This is a genomic window from Nocardia seriolae NBRC 15557 (genome assembly GCF_007990715.1).
Classification (GTDB): Bacteria; Actinomycetota; Actinomycetes; order Mycobacteriales; family Mycobacteriaceae; genus Nocardia; species Nocardia seriolae.
The window spans coordinates 58,830-77,739 of sequence record NZ_BJWY01000007.1 but is presented as its reverse complement, the minus strand read 5'-3'; the positions used below and the strand labels follow the sequence as shown (position 1 = coordinate 77,739).

Genomic DNA, 18,910 nt, shown 5'->3' with positions numbered 1-18,910 from the left:
ACGAGATCAGGGAGCTCTCATTGCGGAAATCTGTCCGATTCACCGCGGTGAGAGCTCCCTGATCTTGGTGTCACCGGATGGCTCGGGTGGCAATGGCGGCTCGGAGGCGGGTGAGGATGAGGTGGGGGTTGCGGAGGTGGGCGGCGGTCAGGCGGATGATGATCCAGCCGAGGGATTCGAGGGCTGCGAGGCGGTCTATGTCTCGGGAGCGCTGTTTCGGGTCGGTCCAGTGTTGAGCGCCGTCGTATTCGAGGGCGATTTGCCATTCGCTCCAGCCCATGTCGAGGCGGGCGACGAAGTTGCCGCGACCGTCCCGCACCACGATCTGGGTTTGCGGGCTCGGAAATCCGTTGTCGATCAGCAGCAGGCGGGTTCGGGACTCCTGGGGTGATTCGGAGCCCGGGTCCACGAGGGAGAGCGCTGCGTGGACGTGCGACACGCCACGATCCCTGCTGTGGCTGGCTGCGGTCGCGAGGTCCAGAACCTGTTCGGGTCGAATTCCCGTTGTGCCGCAATGAGAATCGAGGAGGGGTACCGCTACGTCGCGGGGATACCGCCGTGCGATGTCGTACGCGGTGCGAACCGGCGTCGTCACCCGAAATCCGTCGATCTCGCACCACTCGTCCTCCGCGATCCGATCCCGCACCACCCGCACCCCCTCGGGCGCATGCCGCGAACTCCGCAACGCGATCTCGGCCGGAAGCCCCTCGTCCACATACCGACTCCCGAACATCGCCATAGCAGACACCCCAACGAGCACCCCCCGCTTCTTCGCCCAGCACCCCACCGCCACCGCCCTCTCCCGCGGCCCAAGCAAAACCCCCCGCGGCACATACACATCGGTCATCACCCGCCGATAACCCCCACCCCGCAGCCCCCACACCGTCACCAGCCCCGCCGCCACCGCCCAAGACCCCACAAAAGGCCCACTCAATTCCCCCATGCCCCCATATTCCCCCACCCCACCGACACCCTCCCGCAGATCAAGATCAGGGAGTTCTCACTGCGGAGATTTGTCCGATATCCCTCCGTGACAGCTCCCTGATCTTGAAATACCACTGGGCCGCAACCGGAAGTGGTTGCGGCCCAGGAGGGATGCGGGGTCAGGCGTTGGCGGTGGCCTTTTCCTTTTCGCGCTGGAGTTCCAGGGCGATGTCGATGAGTTGGTCTTCCTGGCCGCCGACGAGTTTGCGCTTGCCTGCGCGGACGAGCATTTCGGCGGCGGAGACGCCGTAGCGTTCGGCCTGGCGTTCGGCGTGGCGGAGGAAGGAGGAGTAGACGCCGGCGTAGCCCATCATCAACGCCTGGCGGTCGAGGAGGCATTCGCTCGGCATGGCCGGGCGGACAACGTCTTCGGCGGCGTCCGTGACGGCGAAGAAGTCGACGCCGGTCTTGATGCCGAGCTTGTCGCAGACGCCGATGAAAGCCTCGACGGGGAGGTTGCCCGCGCCCGCGCCGAAACGGCGTGCGCTGCCGTCGATCTGGGTGGCACCGGCGCGCACCGCGTAGACGGAGTTGGCGACGGCGAGGCCGAGGTTCTCGTGGCCGTGGAAGCCGACCTGGGCGTCGTTGCCGAGTTCGGCGACCAGGGCGGAGACGCGATCCGTGACCTGGTCCAGCACAAGGGCGCCCGCCGAGTCGACGACGTACACGCACTGGCAGCCGGCGTCGGCCATGATGCGGGCCTGCTTGGCGAGGTTCTCCGGTGTGGTGGAGTGCGCCATCATCAGGAAGCCGACGGTCTCGAGGCCGAGGTCGCGGGCCATATTGAAGTGCTGGATGGAGACGTCGGCCTCGGTGCAGTGGGTGGCGATGCGGCAGATGCTCGCACCGTTGTCCTGCGAGATCTTGATGTCTTCCTTGACGCCGACACCCGGCAGCATGAGGAAGGCGATCTTGGCCTGCTTGGCGGTCTCCGCGGCGGCCTTGATCAGTTCCTGCTCGGGGGTTTTCGAGAAACCGTAGTTGAACGAGGAGCCGCCCAGGCCGTCACCGTGGGTGACCTCGAGGACCGGGACACCGGCGGCGTCGAGCGCGCCGACGATGTCACGCACCTCCTGCACGGTGAACTGGTGGCGCTTGTGGTGCGAGCCGTCGCGCAGGCTGGTGTCGGTGACCCGGACGTCGAGGTCGGCCGAGAACGGCTTGGGGACATTGGGATTGCTCATTGGCGGTTCTCCTTACACCCGAGCCGAGATGATCTGGTCGGCCAGCACATTGCCCACCTGGGTGGCGGCCGCGGTCATGATGTCGAGATTGCCCGAGTACGGCGGCAGGAAGTCGCCCGCGCCCTCGACCTCGACGAAGATCGAAACCTTCGCCATGCCACCGGAAACCAGCGACGGCTCGTCGAACTGCGGCTCGTTGAGCAACCGGTAGCCGGGCACGTACTGCTGGATGGCCTTCTCCATGCGATGCACCGACTCGGTGATCGCGTCGCGGTCGGCGTCTTCGGGGATGGCGCAGAAGATGGTGTCGCGCATGATCATCGGCGGCTCGGCCGGGTTCAGGATGATGATCGCCTTGCCGCGCTTGGCGCCACCGATGGTCTCCACGCCCGCGGAGGTGGTCTTGGTGAACTCGTCGATGTTCGCGCGGGTACCGGGACCGGCGGACACGGAGGACACCGACGCCACGATCTCGGCGTACTCGACGGGCACGACGCGAGACACCGCGTGCACCATGGGAATCGTCGCCTGGCCACCGCAGGTGATCATGTTGACGTTCATCTCGTCGCGCAGCGAGTCGAGGTTGACCGGCGGGATCACGGCCGGGCCGACGGCGGCGGGGGTGAGGTCGATGGCGCGAATGCCCGCCTCGGCGTACTTGGGCGCGTAGGCCCGGTGCACGTACGCGGAGGTCGCCTCGAACAGCAGGTCCGGCTTCTCCGGCAGCGCCAGCAGCCAGTCCGCGCCCTCGGCGGAGGTCTCGAGGCCCAGGCCGCGGGCGCGCTTGAGGCCCTCGGAGTCCGGGTCGATGCCGATCATCCAGCGCGGCTCGATCTTGTCCGAACGCAGCAGCTTGTACAGCAGATCGGTGCTGATATTGCCGGACCCGACGATCGCGGCGGTGACTTTGCTTGCAGTCACTGGGTTCTCCTACTCGTTTCGATCAGGTCTAGGCGAAATTCAGATGGACGGAACCGAGTCCGGCGAACTCGGCGATGAACTCGTCGCCCGGGCGGGCGTCGATGGCGCGGGTGCAGGAGCCGGGCAGCACGATGTCGCCCGCCTTGAGCCGCACGCCGAACGAGGCGACCTTGCGCGCCAGCCACGCCACCGCGATGGTGGGGTCGCCCAGCACGGCGTCCGAGCGGCCCTCGGCGATGACCTCGCCATTGCGGGTCAGCACGGCGTCAATTGCCTTGATATCCAGCTGATCCGGCGAGACGCGCTGCTTGCCGAGCACGTAACCGGCCGAGGACGCGTTGTCGGCGATGGTGTCGCAGAGCGCGATCTTCCAGTCCTTGATGCGGGTGTCGATGAGCTCGATGGAGGGCGCGTACGCGACGGTGGCCTTGCGCACGTCCTCCTCGGTGCAGTCCTCGCCTGGCAGGTCCGCTCCCAGGATGAAGCCGACCTCGACCTCCACACGCGGGTACAGGTACTTGGACGTGTCGACCGGAACGTCTTCGAACACTTCCATTTCCGCGAGCAGGTGCCCGTAGTCGGGCTCGTCCACGCCCATCATCTGCTGCATGGCCTTGGAGGACAGGCCCACCTTGTGGCCGACCACCTTGGCACCGCCGTCGAAGCGCTGCCGCATATTGATGAGCTGGATCTCGTAGGCGTCGACCACGTCGATCTCGGGGTACCGCACGGCCAGCGGATCGATGGGCACCCGAGTCCGCTCCGCCGCCGCGAGCTCCTCGGCCAGTTCCTTGCGTAGCGCGTCGGTCAGCACGCTGTGTTCCTTCCATCGGGGGTACCGGCCGGTGGCCTTCCGGTAACGAGACTAGAAATTGAAACGAGTTTTTGTGAAGAACATCGCTTCAGCAGTCCCATCTGCCAGACCAACATAGACCAAACCAGGATTGATTCTATAACGTGTTCTACATGACTGATCGGGATTACGACGTGGTGGTGGTCGGCAGCGGTGCCGCCGGTATGTCCGCCGCCATCACCGCTGCGCACCACGGTCTGCGCACGGTGCTCATCGAAAAGGCCGCTCATTACGGCGGTTCTACCGCGCGCTCGGGCGGTGGCGTCTGGATTCCGGGAAACAAGGTGCTCAAGGCCGCGGGCAAGGGCGACGACCTCGACGAGGCGCGGACCTACCTGTACAGCATCATCGGCGACGTGGTGCCGAAGGAGAAGATCGACACCTACCTCGATCGCGGGGCGGAAGCCTTCGACTACATGCTCGACCACTCCGCGCTGAAGATGTGCTGGGTGCCCGGCTACTCGGACTACTACCCCGAAGCACCGGGCGGCAAGGCGGATGGACGCAGCTGCGAGCCCAAGCCGTTCAATCTCAAGGTCCTCGGTGACGAGCGCTTCAACCTGGAGCCCGCCTACAGCAAGGCTCCGCTGAACGTGGTCGTCATGCAGGCGGACTACAAGAAGCTCAACCTGATCCGCCGCCACCCGGTCGGCATCGCGCGCGTGCTGCGCGTCGGCACCCGCTGGGCGTGGGGCAAGGTCACCGGCAAGGCGCTGGTCGGCATGGGCCAGGCCATTATCGCGGGCCTGCGCAAGGGCTTGCTGGACGCGAATGTGCCGGTGCTGCTGAACACTCCGCTCACCGGACTGGTGATCGAGAACGGCGTGGTCACCGGTGTGGACGCCGAGCAGAACGGCGAGACCGTCCGGTTCAACGCCAAGTTCGGTGTCATCCTGGCCAGCGGCGGGTTCGAGCACAACGCCGATATGCGGCACAAGTACCAGCGTGAGCCCATCACCACCGAGTGGACCACCGGTGCGGCCGCCAATACCGGCGACGGCATCCGGGCGGGCATCGACGCGGGCGCGGACATCTCGTTCATGGACGACGCCTGGTGGGGGCCGACCACCTTCCGCGGCGAGGGCAAGCCCTGGTTCTGCCTCGCCGAGCGGAATCTGCCCGGCTCCATCATGATCAATACGCAGGGGCGGCGATTCGGTAATGAGTCCGCTCCTTACGTCGAGGCAGTGCACACCATGTACGGCGGCGAATACGGGCAGGGTGAGGGTCCGGGCGAGAACGTGCCGTGCTGGCTGGTGTTCGATCAGCGCTACCGGTCCCGCTACATCTTCGCCGGATTGCAGCCTGGCCAGCGGATTCCGTCCCGCTGGATGGAAAACGACCTGATCGTCGTCGCGCCGACGGTGGCCGAATTGGCGGAGAAGATCGGGGTGCCCGCGGACCAGCTGGCCGCCACCATCGAGCGGTTCAACGGGTTCGCCGCGACCGGCAAGGACCTCGACTACAACCGCGGTGACTCCGCCTACGACCGCTACTACGGCGACCAGACCATCAAGCCGAACCCGTGCCTGAACAAGCTCGAGGTCGGGCCGTTCTACGCGGTGAAGATGGTGCCGGGCGACCTGGGCACCAAGGGTGGTCTGGTCACCGACAACGACGCGCGCGTGCTGCGCGAGGACGGGACCGTCATCGAGGGGCTGTACGCGGCGGGCAATACCTCCTCGCCGGTCATGGGCCACACCTACGCCGGGCCCGGCGCGACCATCGGACCCGCGATCACCTTCGGATATCTGGCCGCGCTCGATGCCGCCGCCAAGAAGAAGAACAGCGCGCCGGTTTCGGCGGAAAAGGCGTCCTGAACCGTCCCAACCCGGTTCAGGATCGGGTTGGGCGCGAGTCGGGTCACGTCGAGTCCGCGCCCAACCCACCCGCATGCCCCGCTGTACCGCTCTATCCCGGCGAGGCGCGGGAAACACAACTGAAAAGCCCGGATTCGTCACCGCGGAACGCTCTTTCCCGGTGGCGGGTCCGGGAACCCAGACCTTCCGCAACCCGGTCAGCGGGGCGGCGGCTTGCGGGGAGGCGAGCCGCGCCGGAGCATCGGATGCGAGTGACGAGGAGAACCCTTCATGCCCATCGATTTGAATGTCGCGCTCGGCGCGAAGATCCCCGCGCGCGAATTCAGCTGGTCCGCCGGCGATGTGCAGACCTACAACTTGGCGCTCGGCGCGGGTAACCGCTGGACCGACCCGGCCGAACTGCGCTACGTCGACGACCGCGACCCCGCCGTGCTGCCGTCCTTCGCGACCGTCGCGCCGTCCTTCCACGAGACCGAGCCGCCGAAGGTGAAGTTCGACGGCATCGACATCGACCTGGCGAAGGTCGTGCACGGCAGCCAGGAGATCATCGTGCACCGGCCGATCCCGGCTTCCGGCAAGGGCAGCGTCTCCGGTCGCATCAGCGAGATCTGGGACAAGGGTTCCAACGCCGTCATCTGGCGCGAGGACACCGCCGTCGGCTCCGACGGCGAAGTCCTGTGGACCGCCCGCTCCTCCATCTTCGCCAAGGGCGAGGGCGGCTTCGGCGGCGACCGCGGCCCCAGCACCAAGACCGAATTGCCGGACCGCGCACCGGATTTCGAGGTCCTCACCCCCACCCTGCCCCAGCAGGCCCTGCTCTACCGCATGTGTGGCGACCGCAACCCCCTGCACTCGGACCCCGAATTCGCCCGCAACGCAGGCTTCCCGAACCCGATCCTGCACGGCCTGTGCACCTACGGCCTGGTCCTGAAGACCGCGACGGATACGGTGTTGTCCTCGGATGTGTCCCGAGTCAAGGGTTTCCGCGCCCGCTTCGCCGGTGTCATGTACCCGGGTGAAACCCTCCGCTCCCGAATCTGGCAGCAGGACGGCGAACTCATCATCGCCGTCACCGTCGTCGAACGCGACGACGCCCCCATCCTCGCCGACGTGGTCCTCACCCACTCCTGACCCACCCAAGCTCCAAGATCAGGGAGCTCTCACCGCGGTGAATCGGACAGATTCCCACGCTGAGAGCTCCCTGATCTTGTTTTGAGGGGCGGGGGAGTGCGTCGCGGGATACGTCTCGGGTGGGAGACTTTGGGATATAAGTTGGAGACTGTGGGGTATTCAGAGTCTTCTGCTGGGGGCATAACGTTGTCGGTGTTCGGTTTGAGCGATGAGCCGAGGGACAGCGTCAGAGGGAGATGAAGGCTATGCGTGCAGTCATTCAGGAGAGCTTTGGTGGGCCCGAGGTGCTCGAGGTTGTGGAGCTCGAGAAGCCTGAGTTGTTGTCGGGGGAGGTGCTCGTGCGGGTGAAGGCGAGTGCGGTCCATCCTGTTGATGTGGCTGTGCGGTCGGGGGCGTTTCCGTTGCTGGGGCAGCCGCCGTTCGGGGTGGGGTGGGATATCTCGGGGGTGGTCGAGGCGGTCGGGCCGGGCGCGCGGTATGAGGTCGGGGAAGAGGTGTTCGGGATGCCGTTCTTTCCTCGGGCCGCAGCGGGTTACGCGGAGTATGTGGCTACGCCCTCGCGGCAGGTGGCTCGGAAGCCGAAGTCGCTGAGTCATGTTGAGGCTGCGGCGTTGCCGTTGGCGGCGTTGACCGCGTGGCAGGGGCTTGTCGACAAGGCCGGGGTGAAGGAAGGGGATCGGGTGTTGATTCACCGGGCTGCGGGTGGGGTTGGGCATTTGGCGGTGCAGATTGCGAAGGCGAAGGGGGCGTACGTGATTGCGCTGGCCAGTGCGGGGAAGCACGAGTATGTGAAGGGGCTCGGTGCCGATGAGGTGATCGATTACCGGGCAACGGATTTCACCGAGGTGGTGCGGGATGTCGATATCGTCTTCGATTCTGTCGCCGATGGTGCTCGGTCGCTGAGTGTGTTGAAGCCCGGTGGGGTGCTGGTGACGATTCTCGAGCACCCGAGTTCGGAGCTGGAGCAGACGGTGAAGGAGGCCGGGCGTCGGTTCGCCGGTGTGTCGGTGGAGCCGGACTATTGGGCGCTGGAGCAGATCGCGGAGCTCGTCGACGCCGGGCAGCTGCGGCCGACCGTCGCGGAGACGCTGCCGCTGGAAGAGGTGGGGAAGGCGCACGAGATCGTGGCTTCCGGCCGGACGGTCGGCAAGGTTGTATTGACCGTCGAGTGATGGGAGAGCGGGCGATGGATGTGCTGAGCGAGGCGTTGGCCTCCATGCGGACCGGCGTGCCGAATTCGGTGCGGACCGATGGGAGGGCGCCGTGGGCGCTGCGGTTGCCGTCGACCGTGGGTGCGGGATGTCACGTGGTGTTGCACGGGACCTGCTGGTTCTATCCGACCGAGGACAGTTCGCAGGCGATCGCCATGGGTCCCGGGGATGTGGTGTTCGTCCGGGACGGGGCGGGTCACATCCTCGCCGACCACCCGGACACCCCGCCCGAGGTGCCCCGGCTCGAGCAGTACATCCAGCGCCCGCCCGTGGGTGTGTTGCAGCTCGGCGGGGACGGCCCGGCCACCAGCCTGCTCTGCGGGAACTACCATCTCGACGGGCAGCGGCCGCATCCTCTGCTGCGGCAGCTGCCCGAGGTGATCTATCTGCCAGCCCGGCACGGCAGGCATCCGGAATTGACCGCCGCGATCGGGCTGCTCGGTGCGGAGCTGGACAACCCGCGCATCGGTTCGCACGGCATCGTGCCCGCGCTCATCGATTCGCTGCTGCTCTACATTCTGCGCGCCTGGGTCGAGGATCAGCCGCAGTCCGAAGCGGCGGGATGGGCTGCGGCCCTGCGGGATCCGGCCGTCGCCCCGGCGCTGGCGGCCATGCACGACGACCCGGCCGCCGCCTGGACCGTGCAGTCGCTGGCGGACCATGCGGGCCTGTCCCGGGCCGCGTTCGCCCGCAAGTTCAACGCGATGGTGGGCGAGCCCCCGCTGGCCTACCTGACCCGCTGGCGGCTCACGACCGTCGCCCGCCTGCTGCGTGAGGACGACATGGCCATCGAAAAGGTAGCCACCAGAGCGGGTTACAGCTCGGAGTTCGCCTTCGGCAAGGCGTTCAAACGCGAATACGGCCTGGCCCCAGGGCAATACCGCCGCCAAGCCCGCGCCGCCGCCTGACTTGTCCATGCCGCCGGATCATCCCGTGGTATTGACCCCGGGCTTTCCAGAGGTGACGAGCGAGTATTCGGACAACAAGGGCCGCATATGCGAATGACCCCTGTGGAGAAGCTTCACAGGGGTCATTCGCTATCGCCAGGGTTCTGGAGGAACCCGCCTCACAACCAGGTATCCAAAGTGGTGGTGGTGAGGAAGTGTTCGAGGTCCGCGCGCCAGGGCGCGGGCGTCGTCTTCTCCGGTTCGATGGCCGTGTACTGACCCCGGTAGAAGAGCAGCGGCCTGCCGGAGTCGGTGGACTCCGACAGGGCCTGAACCCGGCCGATCACAATGTAGTGATCGCCGCCGGCGAGCACGTCGTCCACAGTGCACTGGATCGTGGCCAACGCGCCGTCCAGCACCGGGAGGTCCAGTTCCGAGGTGTGCCAGTCGATTCCGGCGAACTTGTCGGGTTCGCGGGAGCCGAAGCGGGCGCACACCGGCTGTTGCTCCTCGGCGAGCATGTTCACGGCGAAGCTGCCGTTGCGCTGGATCGCCGCCCAGGAGCGGGACTCCTTGGTGGGGCAGAACAGCACCAGCGGCGGATCGAGGGACAGGGCGGCGAAGGACTGGCAGGCGAAGCCGATCGGTGCCCGCTCCCCGCCCTCGCCGTCGAAGGTGGTGATGACGGTGATGCCGGTGCAGAACTGCCCCAGCACATTCCGGAACTGCCGCCCGTCGATGACGGGTTCTGCGTCGGTGGTCATGAGCCGCCCCTGTCCGTTCGCTCTACTTGAATCCGACGCTGAAGTCGTGGCCCCACAGGCTGACCGCGGTGGACTCGCGCGCGATCCAGGAGTGGTCGTCGACTTCGAGTCCCTCGCAGCCGAATTCGATATCGAATCCGCCCGGCGTCTTCATGTAGAACGACAGCATCTTGTCGTTGATGTGCCGGCCGAGGGTGGCCGACATCTTGACCTTCTTGCGGTTGGCGCGATCCAGGCACAGGCCCACATCGTCGGAGTTCTCGACCTCGACCATGAGGTGCACGATCCCGGTCGGGTTCGGCAGCGGCAGGAACGCCAGCGCGTGGTGGCGCGGGTTGCAGCCGTAGAAGCGCAGCCAGGCCGGGTCGCCGTCGGCGGGGCGGCCGACGATCTGGGGCGGCAGCCGCATCGAGTCGCGCAGCCGGAAGCCCAGGATGTCCTGGTAGAACGCCTGTGCCGCAGCGTCGTCGGCGCAGGTGAGGACCACGTGGCCCAGGCCCTGCTCGGCGGTCACGAACTTGTGGCCGTAGGGGCTCACGAACCGGCGGCCGAGGTACTGCGCGCCGTAGAACGCCTCGAGGGTGTTCCCGGATGGATCCTGGAAGCGGATCATGCCCTCGACACGACGCTCACCGAGTTCTTCCTTGGTGCCCTCGGTGAACGCGATCCCGTTCTTGGCGAGGGTCTCCCGCAGCTGCTGCAGCCCGCGGGCATCGGTGACCTCCCAGCCCGAGACCAGCAGTCGGTCCTGCTCGCCGGGCACGATCACCAGTCGCGCCGCGAAATCGTCCATGCGCAGGTAGAGCGCGTCGGGGTTGAGCCCGTCGCCCTCCATCATGCCGAGCACCTTCAGGCCGTACTCGCGCCAGGCCGCCATGTCGGTGGCCTCGATGCGCATGTAGCCGAGCGCCTTGATACTCATGCTCACTTCTCCTTGACGCCGAGCAGGAAGTCGGTTGCCAGGCGGTTGAATTCGTCGAACTTCTCCAACTGCGCCCAGTGGCCGCATCCACCGAACACGTGCAGCTGCACGCGCGGCACCATCTTCAGTGCCACGAGCGCGCCGTCGATCGGGTTCACCCGGTCTTCGCGGCCCCAGATCATGAGTACAGGCTGCCGCAACTTGAAGGCGTCGCGCCAGATCATGCCCTTGGCGAAATCCGGTCCGGCGAAGGACTTGCCCATGGCGCGGGTGGCGGCCAGGGATTCCGGCTGCGCGGCCGAGGCGAAGCGCTCCTCGACCAGTTCCGGCGTGATCAGCGACTGGTCGAAGACCATGATCCGCAGGAACGCCTCCAGGTTCTCCTTCGTGGGTTCGAAGTTGAACTTGGACAGCAGCTTCACGCCCTCGGTGGGGTCCGGCGCGAACAGGTTGGTGGACAGCCCGCCCGGGCCCATCAGCACCAGCTTGCCCGCGCGGTCCGGGTAGTCCAGCGCGAAGCGGGTGGCCGCGCCGCCGCCGAGCGAATTGCCCAGCAGGTGCACGCGTTCGGTGATGCCGAGGGCGTCGAGCAGGTCCTTCAGCGCCGTGGCCGAGTGCACGAAGTACTGCGGGTGCTCGGTCGGCTTGTCCGACTGACCGAAGCCCGGCTGGTCGACGGCCAGGACGTGAAAGTCCTTGGCCAGCACCGGAATGTTCTTGGCGAAGTTCGACCACGAGCTCGCGCCCGGTCCGCCGCCGTGCAGCAGCACGATGGTGGGGCCGTTGCCGACGCCCGCCTCGTGATAGTGCAGCTTCAGATCCGGCCGCACCTGCGCGAAGCGCGAGGTGGATTCGTAGGTGATTTCTCCCACTGCGGCGGGCCGCAAATCAGACTCGGTGGTCATCGGTTACACCATCGTGTCGGTGATCGGGAGACCGAACGCGTGGGTGCCGTACATGACGTAGGCGCGCTCGGCGTCATTGGCCGCGTGCACCCGACCGGCGTGCGCGTCACGCCAGAAGCGCTGCAGCGGGGTGCCGTTGGCGAGCGCGGTGGCACCCGACGCCTCGAAGAGCTTGTCAATGGAGGCGACGGCGCGGCCGGTGGCGCGCACCTGGTCGCGGCGGGCGCGGGCGCGCACGTCGAAGGGCACGTCCTCGCCGCGCAGCAGGTAGGCGTACTCGTCGGCGACATTGCCCGACAGCTGCCGCCAGGCGGCGTCGATGTCGCTGGCCGCCTCGGCGATGCGCACCTTGCCGAACGGATCGTCCTTGGCGTTCTCACCCGCGTAGGCCGCGCGCACGCGCTTGCCCTGGTGCTCGACGTGGGCTTCGTAAGCGCCGTATGCCATTCCGACGATCGGGGTGGAGATGGTGGTGGGATGAATAGTGCCCCAAGGCATCTTGTACACTGGGTCGGTATTCTGCTCCAGGCCAGGCGCTTTCAGCTCGCTCATGGCACGGAAGCTGAGGAAACGGTGCCTGGGGACGAAGACATTCTCGACCACGATGGTGTTGGAGCCGGTGCCGCGCAGGCCGACCACGTGCCACACGTCGTTGATCTTGTATTCGCTCCGCGGGATCAGGAACGAGCCGAAGTCCACCGGCTTGCCGTTCTTGATCACCGGCCCGCCGACGACCACCCAGTCCGCATGGCCCGAGCCCGAGGACCAAGCCCAGGAACCGTTCACGGTGTAGCCCTCGCCGTCCTCGGTCACCACGCCCGCGCCCATGGGCGCGTAGGACGAGGAGATCCGGACGTCGGTGTTCTCGCCCCAGACCTCTTCCTGCGCCCGCTGATCGAACAGCGCCAGGTGCCAGTTGTGGACGCCGATGATGCCCGCCACCCAGCCGGTCGACCCGCAGGCGCTGGCGATCTTGCGCACCGTGTCGTAGAAGACGACCGGGTCGGCCGCGTAGCCGCCCCACTGCTTGGGCTGAAGCAGCTTGAAGAAACCGGCGGCCTCGAGTTCCTTGATGGACTCCTCCGGGACCTGGCGCAGATCCTCGGCCTGCTGGGCGCGCTCACGCAGGGTGGGCAGCAGCGCCTCGACCCGCTCAACTACTTCTTGCGTCATCTCGCCAGTTGCTCCTGCCTGGTGCTGGTACGGGAAGCGGTCTTCGTTTGCCCCTGAGAGTAGAACACGTTCTTATTCCTGTCGAGAACGCAATACAAGCGCAGCTCAGGGCGCCCCCATCCAGGTAGTGGGACGTATCGCTGGCCAACCGCCAGCCAATTTTGTAACGTGTTCTAGTACATCCATAGGAGGATCAACGATGGCGACAAGCGCCCAAGGGCCCCGCGGGAAGGTCCGCGAGATCGACGTGGGCTCGATGCCCACCCGCTACGCCCGGGGTTGGCACTGCCTGGGGCTTGCCAAGGACTTCCGTGACGGCAAGCCGCATGCGGTCAACGTATTCGGTACCAAGCTGGTCGTTTTCATGAACAGCCAGAACGAACTCAAGGTGCTGGACTCCTACTGCCGTCACCTCGGCGGCGACCTCTCCATGGGTGAGGTCAAGGGCGACTCGATCGCGTGCCCGTTCCACGACTGGCGCTGGGGCGGCGACGGCAAGTGCACCGGCATTCCCTACGCGCGCCGCGTGCCCCCGCTGGCCCGCACTCGCGCGTGGATCACCCTCGAGCGCAACGGTCAGCTGTTCGTGTGGCACGACCACGAGGGCAACCCGCCGCCGGACGAGGTGACCATCCCTTACATCGAGGGCCCGTTCACCAATGCCGATGGCACCCCGTCGGAGGGCCGCAACGAGGGCTGGACCGACTGGACCTGGCACTCGCTGCTGATCGAGGGCTCCAACTGCCGCGAGATCATCGACAACGTCGTGGATATGGCGCACTTCTTCTATATCCACTACGCCTTCCCGACGTACTTCAAGAATGTGCTCGAGGGCCACGTGGCCACCCAGTACCTGAAGACCACGGGCCGCCCCGATGTCGGTCAGGCCGCCGAGGCGGGCATCGATGTGACGCTCGAGTCCGAGGCGTCGTACTTCGGGCCGTCGTACATGATCAACCCGCTGCTCAATATCTACAGCGGCTTCGAGGTCAAGACGGTCCTCATCAACTGCCACTACCCGGTCACGCAGAACTCCTTCATGCTGCAGTGGGGTGTCTCACTGGAGAAGCCGAAGGGGCTGCCGGACGAGCAGGCCGAGGCGTTCGCCGCCAAGATGACCGAGGGCGTGTCCGAGGGCTTCCTGCAGGATGTCGAGATCTGGAAGCACAAGTCCAAGATCGACAACCCGCTGCTGACCGAGGAGGACGGGCCGGTCTACCAGCTGCGCCGCTGGTACGACCAGTTCTACGTGGATGTCGCCGACATCGACCCGAAGTCGGTGCAGCGCTTCGAATTCGAGATCGACACCACCAAGGCCAATGAGGCCTGGGGTCTCGAGGTCGAGGAGAACCTGCGCAAGAAGCGCGAAGCCAAGGAAGCGGAAGCCGCTGCGGCCCAGGCCGGTTCGGAGCCCGCGTCGGAGGAGGCGGAAGTCTGATGACCAGCTGGGCGAAGGCACCGGATTTCGCGGACCGTCCGGAACAGCGTGAACAGGTGCGCGCCCAGACGGTTCTCGACAAAGAGCACTACATGGAATCGGGCATGACACCCATCGCGTGTCAGACCTGCGGCGTCGAAGTGCTGGTGCGCAAGCACTCCAGCAACCAGCGCACCACCCAGTGGCGGAGCAATCCGGCCGACAGTTGCCCCGTGTTCCAGAAGCTCGCGCAGAACGGGCCCGCCTTCGGCAAGCCCGATTCCTGCCCCAATCTCGAGAAGACCATCGATCACGCCGTGGCGGAGGGGCTTCTCGAAGTCGACCAGTAGGGCTCGACTACCGAAAGCAGCTCAGTCGAGCCGGAAGTCGGCGAAATCGAAACCGGGGGAGACCACGCAGCTCACCAGGCTGTAGTGGTCTCCCGCCGGTCGGGCGGACTGGGAAACCCCGCCGGGGACCACCGCCTGGGGGCGCTGCCCCTGCTCCACATCGGGCCCGAGGACGATCTCCTCACCCCCGATGTTCAGCAGCAGGGGCCCGCCCCGATGCCAGAACCACATCTCGTCCGACGTCACCGTGTGCGGCGCGGATTTCTCGCCCGGCAGCAGCAGGAAATAGATGGCTGTCGCACTCGCCCGCGGCCCGTCGTACCCCTCCGGCTCGAATTCCACTCCACCGCGCCAGGTTTCCCGATACCACCCGCCCTCGGGATGCGGCTCCAGATCCAATTCCACGGCCAACTTCGGACGGTCGTCGCCGGGGAGCCCACGGTCGCTCATGGCCCCCACCGTATACGGCGGATGCGGCCGGATCAGCCCGACGCGGGCACGTTCACGAACCGGTTGTGCTCCGGGGTTGGGGCATGAGGTGCCCGGGGCCGAGCAGATGGCGCGAGGCCCCGATGCCCGTGCTGCCACGACGGCTCAATTTCCGGTACCGATGGTCCACATGATGCCGTGGGGTGCGAGGGAATTCAGGAACTCGGCGGCGTCGAAGGCTTCGCCGGGGGCCAGGGCGCCCGGGCGGGGTGCGTTGGTGGCGAGCCGGGTCGCGACTTCCACGGCCAGCAGGGCGGAATCGCGGTAGGAGTCGGTGCCGCTGACCACGCCGCGGACCTGATCGCCGCCGGGGCCGTAGGCGTCGACGATCACGTCGTAGCTCAGGTCGGAACCCGGTGTGTCGGGCATGGATTCGAGGGCCTCGGCGGTGAAGCCGCTCAGGTTGGCGTGGAAGGCCTGCGCGATCGCGCCCGCTACGTAGGACACCTTCCTGTGCCGTGGGATGGTGAGGACGGCGGACTGCGGAGACTTGTCGACCGGGACGGCCGCGGCGGTGCCGGGGAAGGTCAGGGTGCGGTGCCGGGTGGTCGGGCCGGTGCGCAGGGTCCCGTCCTCGTAGTGCCAGCCGCCGTCACGGAACCATTCCAGATTCGCCAGTACGGTTCGCGCGCTGCCCTTGGACCCGTCGCCGCCGCCGTGACTGTGGTGGGTGACCACCAGATCGGCGGGGCCGTCGATCTCGGGTACCACCAGGTCTGCCAGCAGATCGGCGGCGAGATTGTTGTCGGTGACGCCGGAAACGACTGTCACCCCGGCCTTTTCGGCGAGCGGGCCGAACTCTTCCAGCGCTCGGCGCACGAACCGCTGCTCACCGGAGGTGTCGGTGTAATGCGCGCCCGCCTCGATCGCGGCGGCCAGTACCGCGCCGCCGCAATCGACGAAGGCGAAGAGCGCGCTGATCACCACGTCCGCGCCGGTGAAGGCGGTGACCAGGGCGGCATGGTCGTCCAGATCCGCGATGCGGATCTCGGCGTCGGGCAGTCCGGCGGCGGCGTGCAGACGATCTGCGTTGCGGCCCACCAGGATCGGGGTCAGGCCGCGTCGGGCGAGCTCGGCGAGGATGTAGCCGCCGGGTGACCGGTCGCGCCGTAGACGGCGATGGTGGTGGAGCCTGCGGTGGTTGCGCCCGGTGTCTGCTGCTTCGTCATGAGAGCAAAGCTATTCGGGTAGTGTGAGCATTTGAATGGTCCGATTGCTCATGATTATGCTCTGAACGCTCAACCATTGAGCTATATAGTCCAGGCATGGACATCCTCAGCGAGGCTATCGCCGCCATTCGAACCGGCACCCCGGCCTCCGGTCTGTTCGTCCGGCACGCACCCTGGGGTCGTCACTATCCGAAGGTGCCGGGCGCGGGATTCCATGTGGTGCTGCAGGGTTCGTGCTGGGCGGTGCCGCCCGCCGGGGAGCCGATCGCGCTCGGGGTGGGTGACGTCCTGTTCATGCCGCGCGGAGCGGACCACGAGCTCGTGGACGCGCTCGGCTCGCCGATCACCGAGGTGGCGCGCCCGGGCGAGCCCCGGGAGATCACCGGACCGGGGACCCGGACCGCATTGGTGTGTGGCGCATACGAACTCGGGCGGCAGCGCAGTCATCCGATTCTGGACGAGCTGCCGGAGTTCATCCATCTGCCCGCGCGCCCGGGACGCCATCCGGCGCTGCGGGCGGCGGTGGACCTGCTGGCCGGGGAGATCGGTGCACCCGGGCCGGGCACCGATGCGGCGGTGCCGCCGCTGCTGGAAACGTTGCTGCTGTTCATCCTGCGCGCCTGGCTGGCCGACCGGGCCGAGACACCGACCGGTTGGGCCGCCGCCTTCGCCGATGCGGCGGTGGCCGCCGCCCTGCGCGCCATTCACGATGCGCCGGAACAGACCTGGACAGTGCCCGAACTCAGCGCCGTCGCGGGCGTCAGCCGCGCCACCCTGGCCCGCCGCTTCCTCGCCACCGTCGGCGAGCCCCCACTGTCCTACCTCACCCGCTGGCGCATGCTCACCGCCGCCCGCCTGCTCCGCGAGACCGACACCCCGCTCGCCGGTGTCGCCCGAAAGGTCGGATATCAAAGCGAATTCGCCTTTGCCAAGGCCTTCAAACGCGAATACGGCGTCGCCCCCGGCCGATACCGCCGCGCCGAGGACGCGCCCGCCGTCATCGCCGTCTGAGCGCACGAACCGAGGGCGGCTCGCGCCGCACCCGTGGGCCCGGCGGCCATACCGCGGTGATCAGGTGATCGCCATCGTCGCGTGGAGCGTCGGCTCGGCGGGTGCGACGCCCGTCGCGGCAATGGGATCCGATCGCGGGTGATTCGGCGCTCGGCGGGCCGGACGGACGCGGCCTAGGCTGGGGTACGTGACGGACTGGCGGGCACGCAAGGGGCCGATCGGAGTGCTGACGGGGGCGGGGATTTCGACGGACTCCGGGATTCCGGATTTCCGTGGGCCGCGCGGGGTTTGGACCGCGGATCCGATCGCGGAGTTGCTGTCGACCTACCAGAACTATGTGGCCGATCCCGAGCTGCGGGTGCGGGCTTGGCTGGCGCGCCGGGACAATCCGGCCTGGCGGGCGACACCGCATCCCGCGCACGAGGCGCTGGTGCGGCTGGCGGCGAGCGGGCGGCAGGTCGGGATCATCACCCAGAACATCGATCGGCTGCATCAGCGCGCCGGATCCGGCGGCGTGGTGGAGATCCACGGGAACATGTTCGAAGTCGTCTGTATCGACTGCGATTTCACCGATTCCATGACCACCACCCTGGAGCGGGTGGCCGCCGGGGATCCGGATCCGGCCTGCCCGGATTGCGGCGGCATCCTCACGGCGGCGGTCGTCATGTTCGGCCAGCAGCTCGACACCACCGCCATCCGCGCCGCCGTGCAGATCGCCGAGAGCGCGGAAATCTTTCTGGCCGTGGGCAGCTCGCTCCAGGTCGAGCCCGCCGCCTCGATGTGCGCGGTGGCGGTGGACGCGGGGGCGGACCTGGTCATCGTGAATGCCGAGCCGACCCCCTACGACGACTACGCCGCCGAGATCGTGCGCGACCCCATCGGGGCGGCACTGCCCCGGCTGGTGTCGGAGATTCTGGGGGCCTGAGGTCTTCAGCTGAACGGCGTCTTGGGTCGCGGCTGCAATTCGCCGTCCACCCAGATGTCGACCTTCTCGTTGTAGAACGACGCCAGTCCGGCGATCTTCTGGCTCTCCGGCAGCGGGGTGCGGTAGATCCACACCAGATCCGCATGTGTGGTCTCACCGAGCTGGACGTCCCAGTACTCGGCGTGGCCCTTGTACGGGCACGAGGTCCGGCTGGCCGAGGGCCGCAGCAGTTCGCGGCGCAGATCCGACAGCGGCAGGTAGTAGCGCGGCGGCAGCCCGGTCTCGAACAGGATGTGCGGCGAATGCGAATCGGCGAGGGTCTCGCCGTTCAGGGCCACCCGGACGTGCCGGGAGCTGAACAGGATGTCCACCCGGGTGTAGGGGTCGCGCGGGTGGACGTAGATCGGCTCGTCCTCCTCGAGCCATTCGTCCATGGCGTGGAAGTCCAGCTTCACCAGCTCGCGCAACTCCGGAATGGGGGAGTCGAGGTGGCGCACGGCCGCGCCCGCGGCGATGACGCCGTCGGCCACCACATCGAATTCGGTGCCGTCGCCGCGGCTGGGGGAGGGGCGGGTCTGCCCATTGGGCTCGAGCTTGACCCGCAGGTCGGCGACCGGCAGGTAGTAGGTGGGGTAGTGCGGGGATTCCCACACCAGCATCGGACGGACGGAGTCGGCGGCCAGTTGACCGCCCAGGTACGCACGCACCCGCTTGGCGCTCGGCTCGACGCGCACCCGGCCACGCTGTGTCTCGGTCATACCTCCCGACGGTACTCCGCCGTGGAAACGCCTGTC

The 18,910-nt window shown here is 67.1% G+C and carries 19 protein-coding genes; 8 read left to right on the top strand and 11 right to left on the bottom strand.

What is annotated here, in order from left to right; translation table 11 throughout:
• Positions 1-70: 70 nt before the first annotated feature.
• From NS2_RS03755 to NS2_RS03740, 4 genes are all read right to left on the bottom strand, one after another.
• Positions 71-739 carry an endonuclease domain-containing protein gene (locus NS2_RS03755; RefSeq protein ID WP_143161171.1) on the bottom strand — a complete coding sequence of 223 codons (669 nt, stop codon included), beginning with the start codon at positions 737-739 and terminating at the stop codon, positions 71-73.
• Positions 740-1,103: 364 nt separating this feature from the next.
• On the bottom strand, positions 1,104-2,168 hold the full coding sequence (gene dmpG / locus NS2_RS03750; RefSeq protein ID WP_033085607.1) for a 4-hydroxy-2-oxovalerate aldolase: 1,065 nt from the start codon (positions 2,166-2,168) through the stop codon (positions 1,104-1,106).
• 12 nt (positions 2,169-2,180) lie between these two features.
• Positions 2,181-3,089 (bottom strand): acetaldehyde dehydrogenase (acetylating), encoded by a 909-nt coding sequence (locus tag NS2_RS03745; protein ID WP_036545265.1) that lies wholly within the window; start codon positions 3,087-3,089, stop codon positions 2,181-2,183.
• A gap of 28 nt (positions 3,090-3,117) precedes the next feature.
• Positions 3,118-3,903, bottom strand: a complete 786-nt coding sequence (locus tag NS2_RS03740) for a 2-keto-4-pentenoate hydratase (RefSeq protein WP_033085609.1) — start codon at positions 3,901-3,903, stop codon at positions 3,118-3,120.
• A 152-nt stretch (positions 3,904-4,055) separates the two neighbouring features.
• Here NS2_RS03740 and kstD point away from each other — a divergent pair, with 152 nt between their 5' ends.
• The 4 genes from kstD to NS2_RS03720 all read left to right on the top strand — a co-directional run bounded on the left by kstD (position 4,056) and on the right by NS2_RS03720 (position 9,012).
• Positions 4,056-5,762: a 3-oxosteroid 1-dehydrogenase gene (gene kstD / locus NS2_RS03735; RefSeq protein ID WP_071812298.1), complete on the top strand. Its 1,707-nt coding sequence runs from the start codon at positions 4,056-4,058 to the stop codon at positions 5,760-5,762.
• A gap of 270 nt (positions 5,763-6,032) precedes the next feature.
• On the top strand, positions 6,033-6,893 hold the full coding sequence (chsH3, locus tag NS2_RS03730; protein WP_033085611.1) for an enoyl-CoA hydratase ChsH3: 861 nt from the start codon (positions 6,033-6,035) through the stop codon (positions 6,891-6,893).
• Positions 6,894-7,138: 245 nt separating this feature from the next.
• Complete coding sequence (locus NS2_RS03725; RefSeq protein ID WP_033085679.1) at positions 7,139-8,065, top strand: NADP-dependent oxidoreductase; 927 nt, start codon at positions 7,139-7,141, stop codon at positions 8,063-8,065.
• The gene (locus NS2_RS03720; RefSeq protein WP_230464064.1) at positions 8,065-9,012 is read left to right on the top strand and encodes an AraC family transcriptional regulator; all 948 of its coding nucleotides are present in this window, start codon (positions 8,065-8,067) and stop codon (positions 9,010-9,012) included. Before NS2_RS03725 ends, NS2_RS03720 begins: the two co-directional genes overlap by 1 nt.
• A 158-nt stretch (positions 9,013-9,170) precedes the next feature.
• Here the strand turns inward: NS2_RS03720 and hsaB are convergent, their stop codons facing one another.
• From hsaB to hsaA, 4 genes are read right to left on the bottom strand one after another with little or no spacing between them, the layout of a single operon-like run.
• Complete coding sequence (gene hsaB, locus NS2_RS03715; RefSeq protein ID WP_033085613.1) at positions 9,171-9,755, bottom strand: 3-hydroxy-9,10-secoandrosta-1,3,5(10)-triene-9,17-dione monooxygenase reductase subunit; 585 nt, start codon at positions 9,753-9,755, stop codon at positions 9,171-9,173.
• Positions 9,756-9,777: 22 nt separating this feature from the next.
• Positions 9,778-10,677 (bottom strand): iron-dependent extradiol dioxygenase HsaC, encoded by a 900-nt coding sequence (hsaC, locus tag NS2_RS03710; RefSeq protein ID WP_036545259.1) that lies wholly within the window; start codon positions 10,675-10,677, stop codon positions 9,778-9,780.
• A gap of 2 nt (positions 10,678-10,679) precedes the next feature.
• Positions 10,680-11,582: a 4,5:9,10-diseco-3-hydroxy-5,9,17-trioxoandrosta-1(10),2-diene-4-oate hydrolase gene (gene hsaD, locus NS2_RS03705; RefSeq protein ID WP_033085615.1), complete on the bottom strand. Its 903-nt coding sequence runs from the start codon at positions 11,580-11,582 to the stop codon at positions 10,680-10,682.
• 3 nt (positions 11,583-11,585) lie between these two features.
• Positions 11,586-12,755, bottom strand: coding sequence for a 3-hydroxy-9,10-secoandrosta-1,3,5(10)-triene-9,17-dione monooxygenase oxygenase subunit (hsaA, locus tag NS2_RS03700; RefSeq protein ID WP_033085616.1), 1,170 nt, complete (start codon positions 12,753-12,755; stop codon positions 11,586-11,588).
• 199 nt (positions 12,756-12,954) lie between these two features.
• On the opposite strand from hsaA, the gene NS2_RS03695 reads away from it, so the two are divergent.
• The gene (locus NS2_RS03695; protein ID WP_033085617.1) at positions 12,955-14,193 is read left to right on the top strand and encodes a 3-ketosteroid-9-alpha-monooxygenase, oxygenase component; all 1,239 of its coding nucleotides are present in this window, start codon (positions 12,955-12,957) and stop codon (positions 14,191-14,193) included.
• Positions 14,193-14,522, top strand: a complete 330-nt coding sequence (locus NS2_RS03690; RefSeq protein WP_033085618.1) for a hypothetical protein — start codon at positions 14,193-14,195, stop codon at positions 14,520-14,522. Before NS2_RS03695 ends, NS2_RS03690 begins: the two co-directional genes overlap by 1 nt.
• A 21-nt stretch (positions 14,523-14,543) precedes the next feature.
• Here NS2_RS03690 and NS2_RS03685 read toward each other — a convergent pair whose 3' ends face one another.
• Together NS2_RS03685 and NS2_RS03680 are read right to left on the bottom strand one after the other, a co-directional pair.
• Positions 14,544-14,972: a cupin domain-containing protein gene (locus tag NS2_RS03685; RefSeq protein ID WP_033085619.1), complete on the bottom strand. Its 429-nt coding sequence runs from the start codon at positions 14,970-14,972 to the stop codon at positions 14,544-14,546.
• Between the two features lie 144 nt (positions 14,973-15,116).
• Positions 15,117-16,052, bottom strand: a complete 936-nt coding sequence (locus tag NS2_RS03680) for a saccharopine dehydrogenase NADP-binding domain-containing protein (RefSeq protein ID WP_052085975.1) — start codon at positions 16,050-16,052, stop codon at positions 15,117-15,119.
• 224 nt (positions 16,053-16,276) lie between these two features.
• Here NS2_RS03680 and NS2_RS03675 point away from each other — a divergent pair, with 224 nt between their 5' ends.
• Positions 16,277-17,191 carry an AraC family transcriptional regulator gene (locus NS2_RS03675; protein WP_033085620.1) on the top strand — a complete coding sequence of 305 codons (915 nt, stop codon included), beginning with the start codon at positions 16,277-16,279 and terminating at the stop codon, positions 17,189-17,191.
• 187 nt (positions 17,192-17,378) lie between these two features.
• A complete protein-coding gene (locus NS2_RS03670; RefSeq protein ID WP_033085621.1) occupies positions 17,379-18,116 on the top strand; it encodes an SIR2 family NAD-dependent protein deacylase in 738 nt (245 codons plus the stop codon).
• A gap of 5 nt (positions 18,117-18,121) precedes the next feature.
• On the opposite strand, the gene NS2_RS03665 is transcribed toward NS2_RS03670, so the two are convergent.
• Entirely contained in the window at positions 18,122-18,874 is a 753-nt protein-coding gene (locus NS2_RS03665; protein ID WP_033085622.1) for a DUF427 domain-containing protein, read from the bottom strand.
• Positions 18,875-18,910 lie beyond the last annotated feature (36 nt).

Excerpts from the sequence above, each read along its gene's own strand:
- hsaB (WP_033085613.1), bottom strand. The coding sequence starts at position 9,755 with ATGACCACCGACGCAGAACCCGTCATCGACGGGCGGCAGTTCCGGAAT.
- hsaA (WP_033085616.1), bottom strand. The coding sequence starts at position 12,755 with ATGACGCAAGAAGTAGTTGAGCGGGTCGAGGCGCTGCTGCCCACCCTG.
- hsaD (WP_033085615.1), bottom strand. The coding sequence starts at position 11,582 with ATGACCACCGAGTCTGATTTGCGGCCCGCCGCAGTGGGAGAAATCACC.
- NS2_RS03720 (WP_230464064.1), top strand. The coding sequence starts at position 8,065 with ATGGGAGAGCGGGCGATGGATGTGCTGAGCGAGGCGTTGGCCTCCATG.
- NS2_RS03685 (WP_033085619.1), bottom strand. The coding sequence starts at position 14,972 with ATGAGCGACCGTGGGCTCCCCGGCGACGACCGTCCGAAGTTGGCCGTG.
- NS2_RS03725 (WP_033085679.1), top strand. The coding sequence starts at position 7,139 with ATGCGTGCAGTCATTCAGGAGAGCTTTGGTGGGCCCGAGGTGCTCGAG.
- dmpG (WP_033085607.1), bottom strand. The coding sequence starts at position 2,168 with ATGAGCAATCCCAATGTCCCCAAGCCGTTCTCGGCCGACCTCGACGTC.
- hsaC (WP_036545259.1), bottom strand. The coding sequence starts at position 10,677 with ATGAGTATCAAGGCGCTCGGCTACATGCGCATCGAGGCCACCGACATG.
- NS2_RS03665 (WP_033085622.1), bottom strand. The coding sequence starts at position 18,874 with ATGACCGAGACACAGCGTGGCCGGGTGCGCGTCGAGCCGAGCGCCAAG.
- NS2_RS03755 (WP_143161171.1), bottom strand. The coding sequence starts at position 739 with ATGGCGATGTTCGGGAGTCGGTATGTGGACGAGGGGCTTCCGGCCGAG.
- kstD (WP_071812298.1), top strand. The coding sequence starts at position 4,056 with ATGACTGATCGGGATTACGACGTGGTGGTGGTCGGCAGCGGTGCCGCC.
- NS2_RS03690 (WP_033085618.1), top strand. The coding sequence starts at position 14,193 with ATGACCAGCTGGGCGAAGGCACCGGATTTCGCGGACCGTCCGGAACAG.
- NS2_RS03695 (WP_033085617.1), top strand. The coding sequence starts at position 12,955 with ATGGCGACAAGCGCCCAAGGGCCCCGCGGGAAGGTCCGCGAGATCGAC.
- NS2_RS03675 (WP_033085620.1), top strand. The coding sequence starts at position 16,277 with ATGGACATCCTCAGCGAGGCTATCGCCGCCATTCGAACCGGCACCCCG.
- chsH3 (WP_033085611.1), top strand. The coding sequence starts at position 6,033 with ATGCCCATCGATTTGAATGTCGCGCTCGGCGCGAAGATCCCCGCGCGC.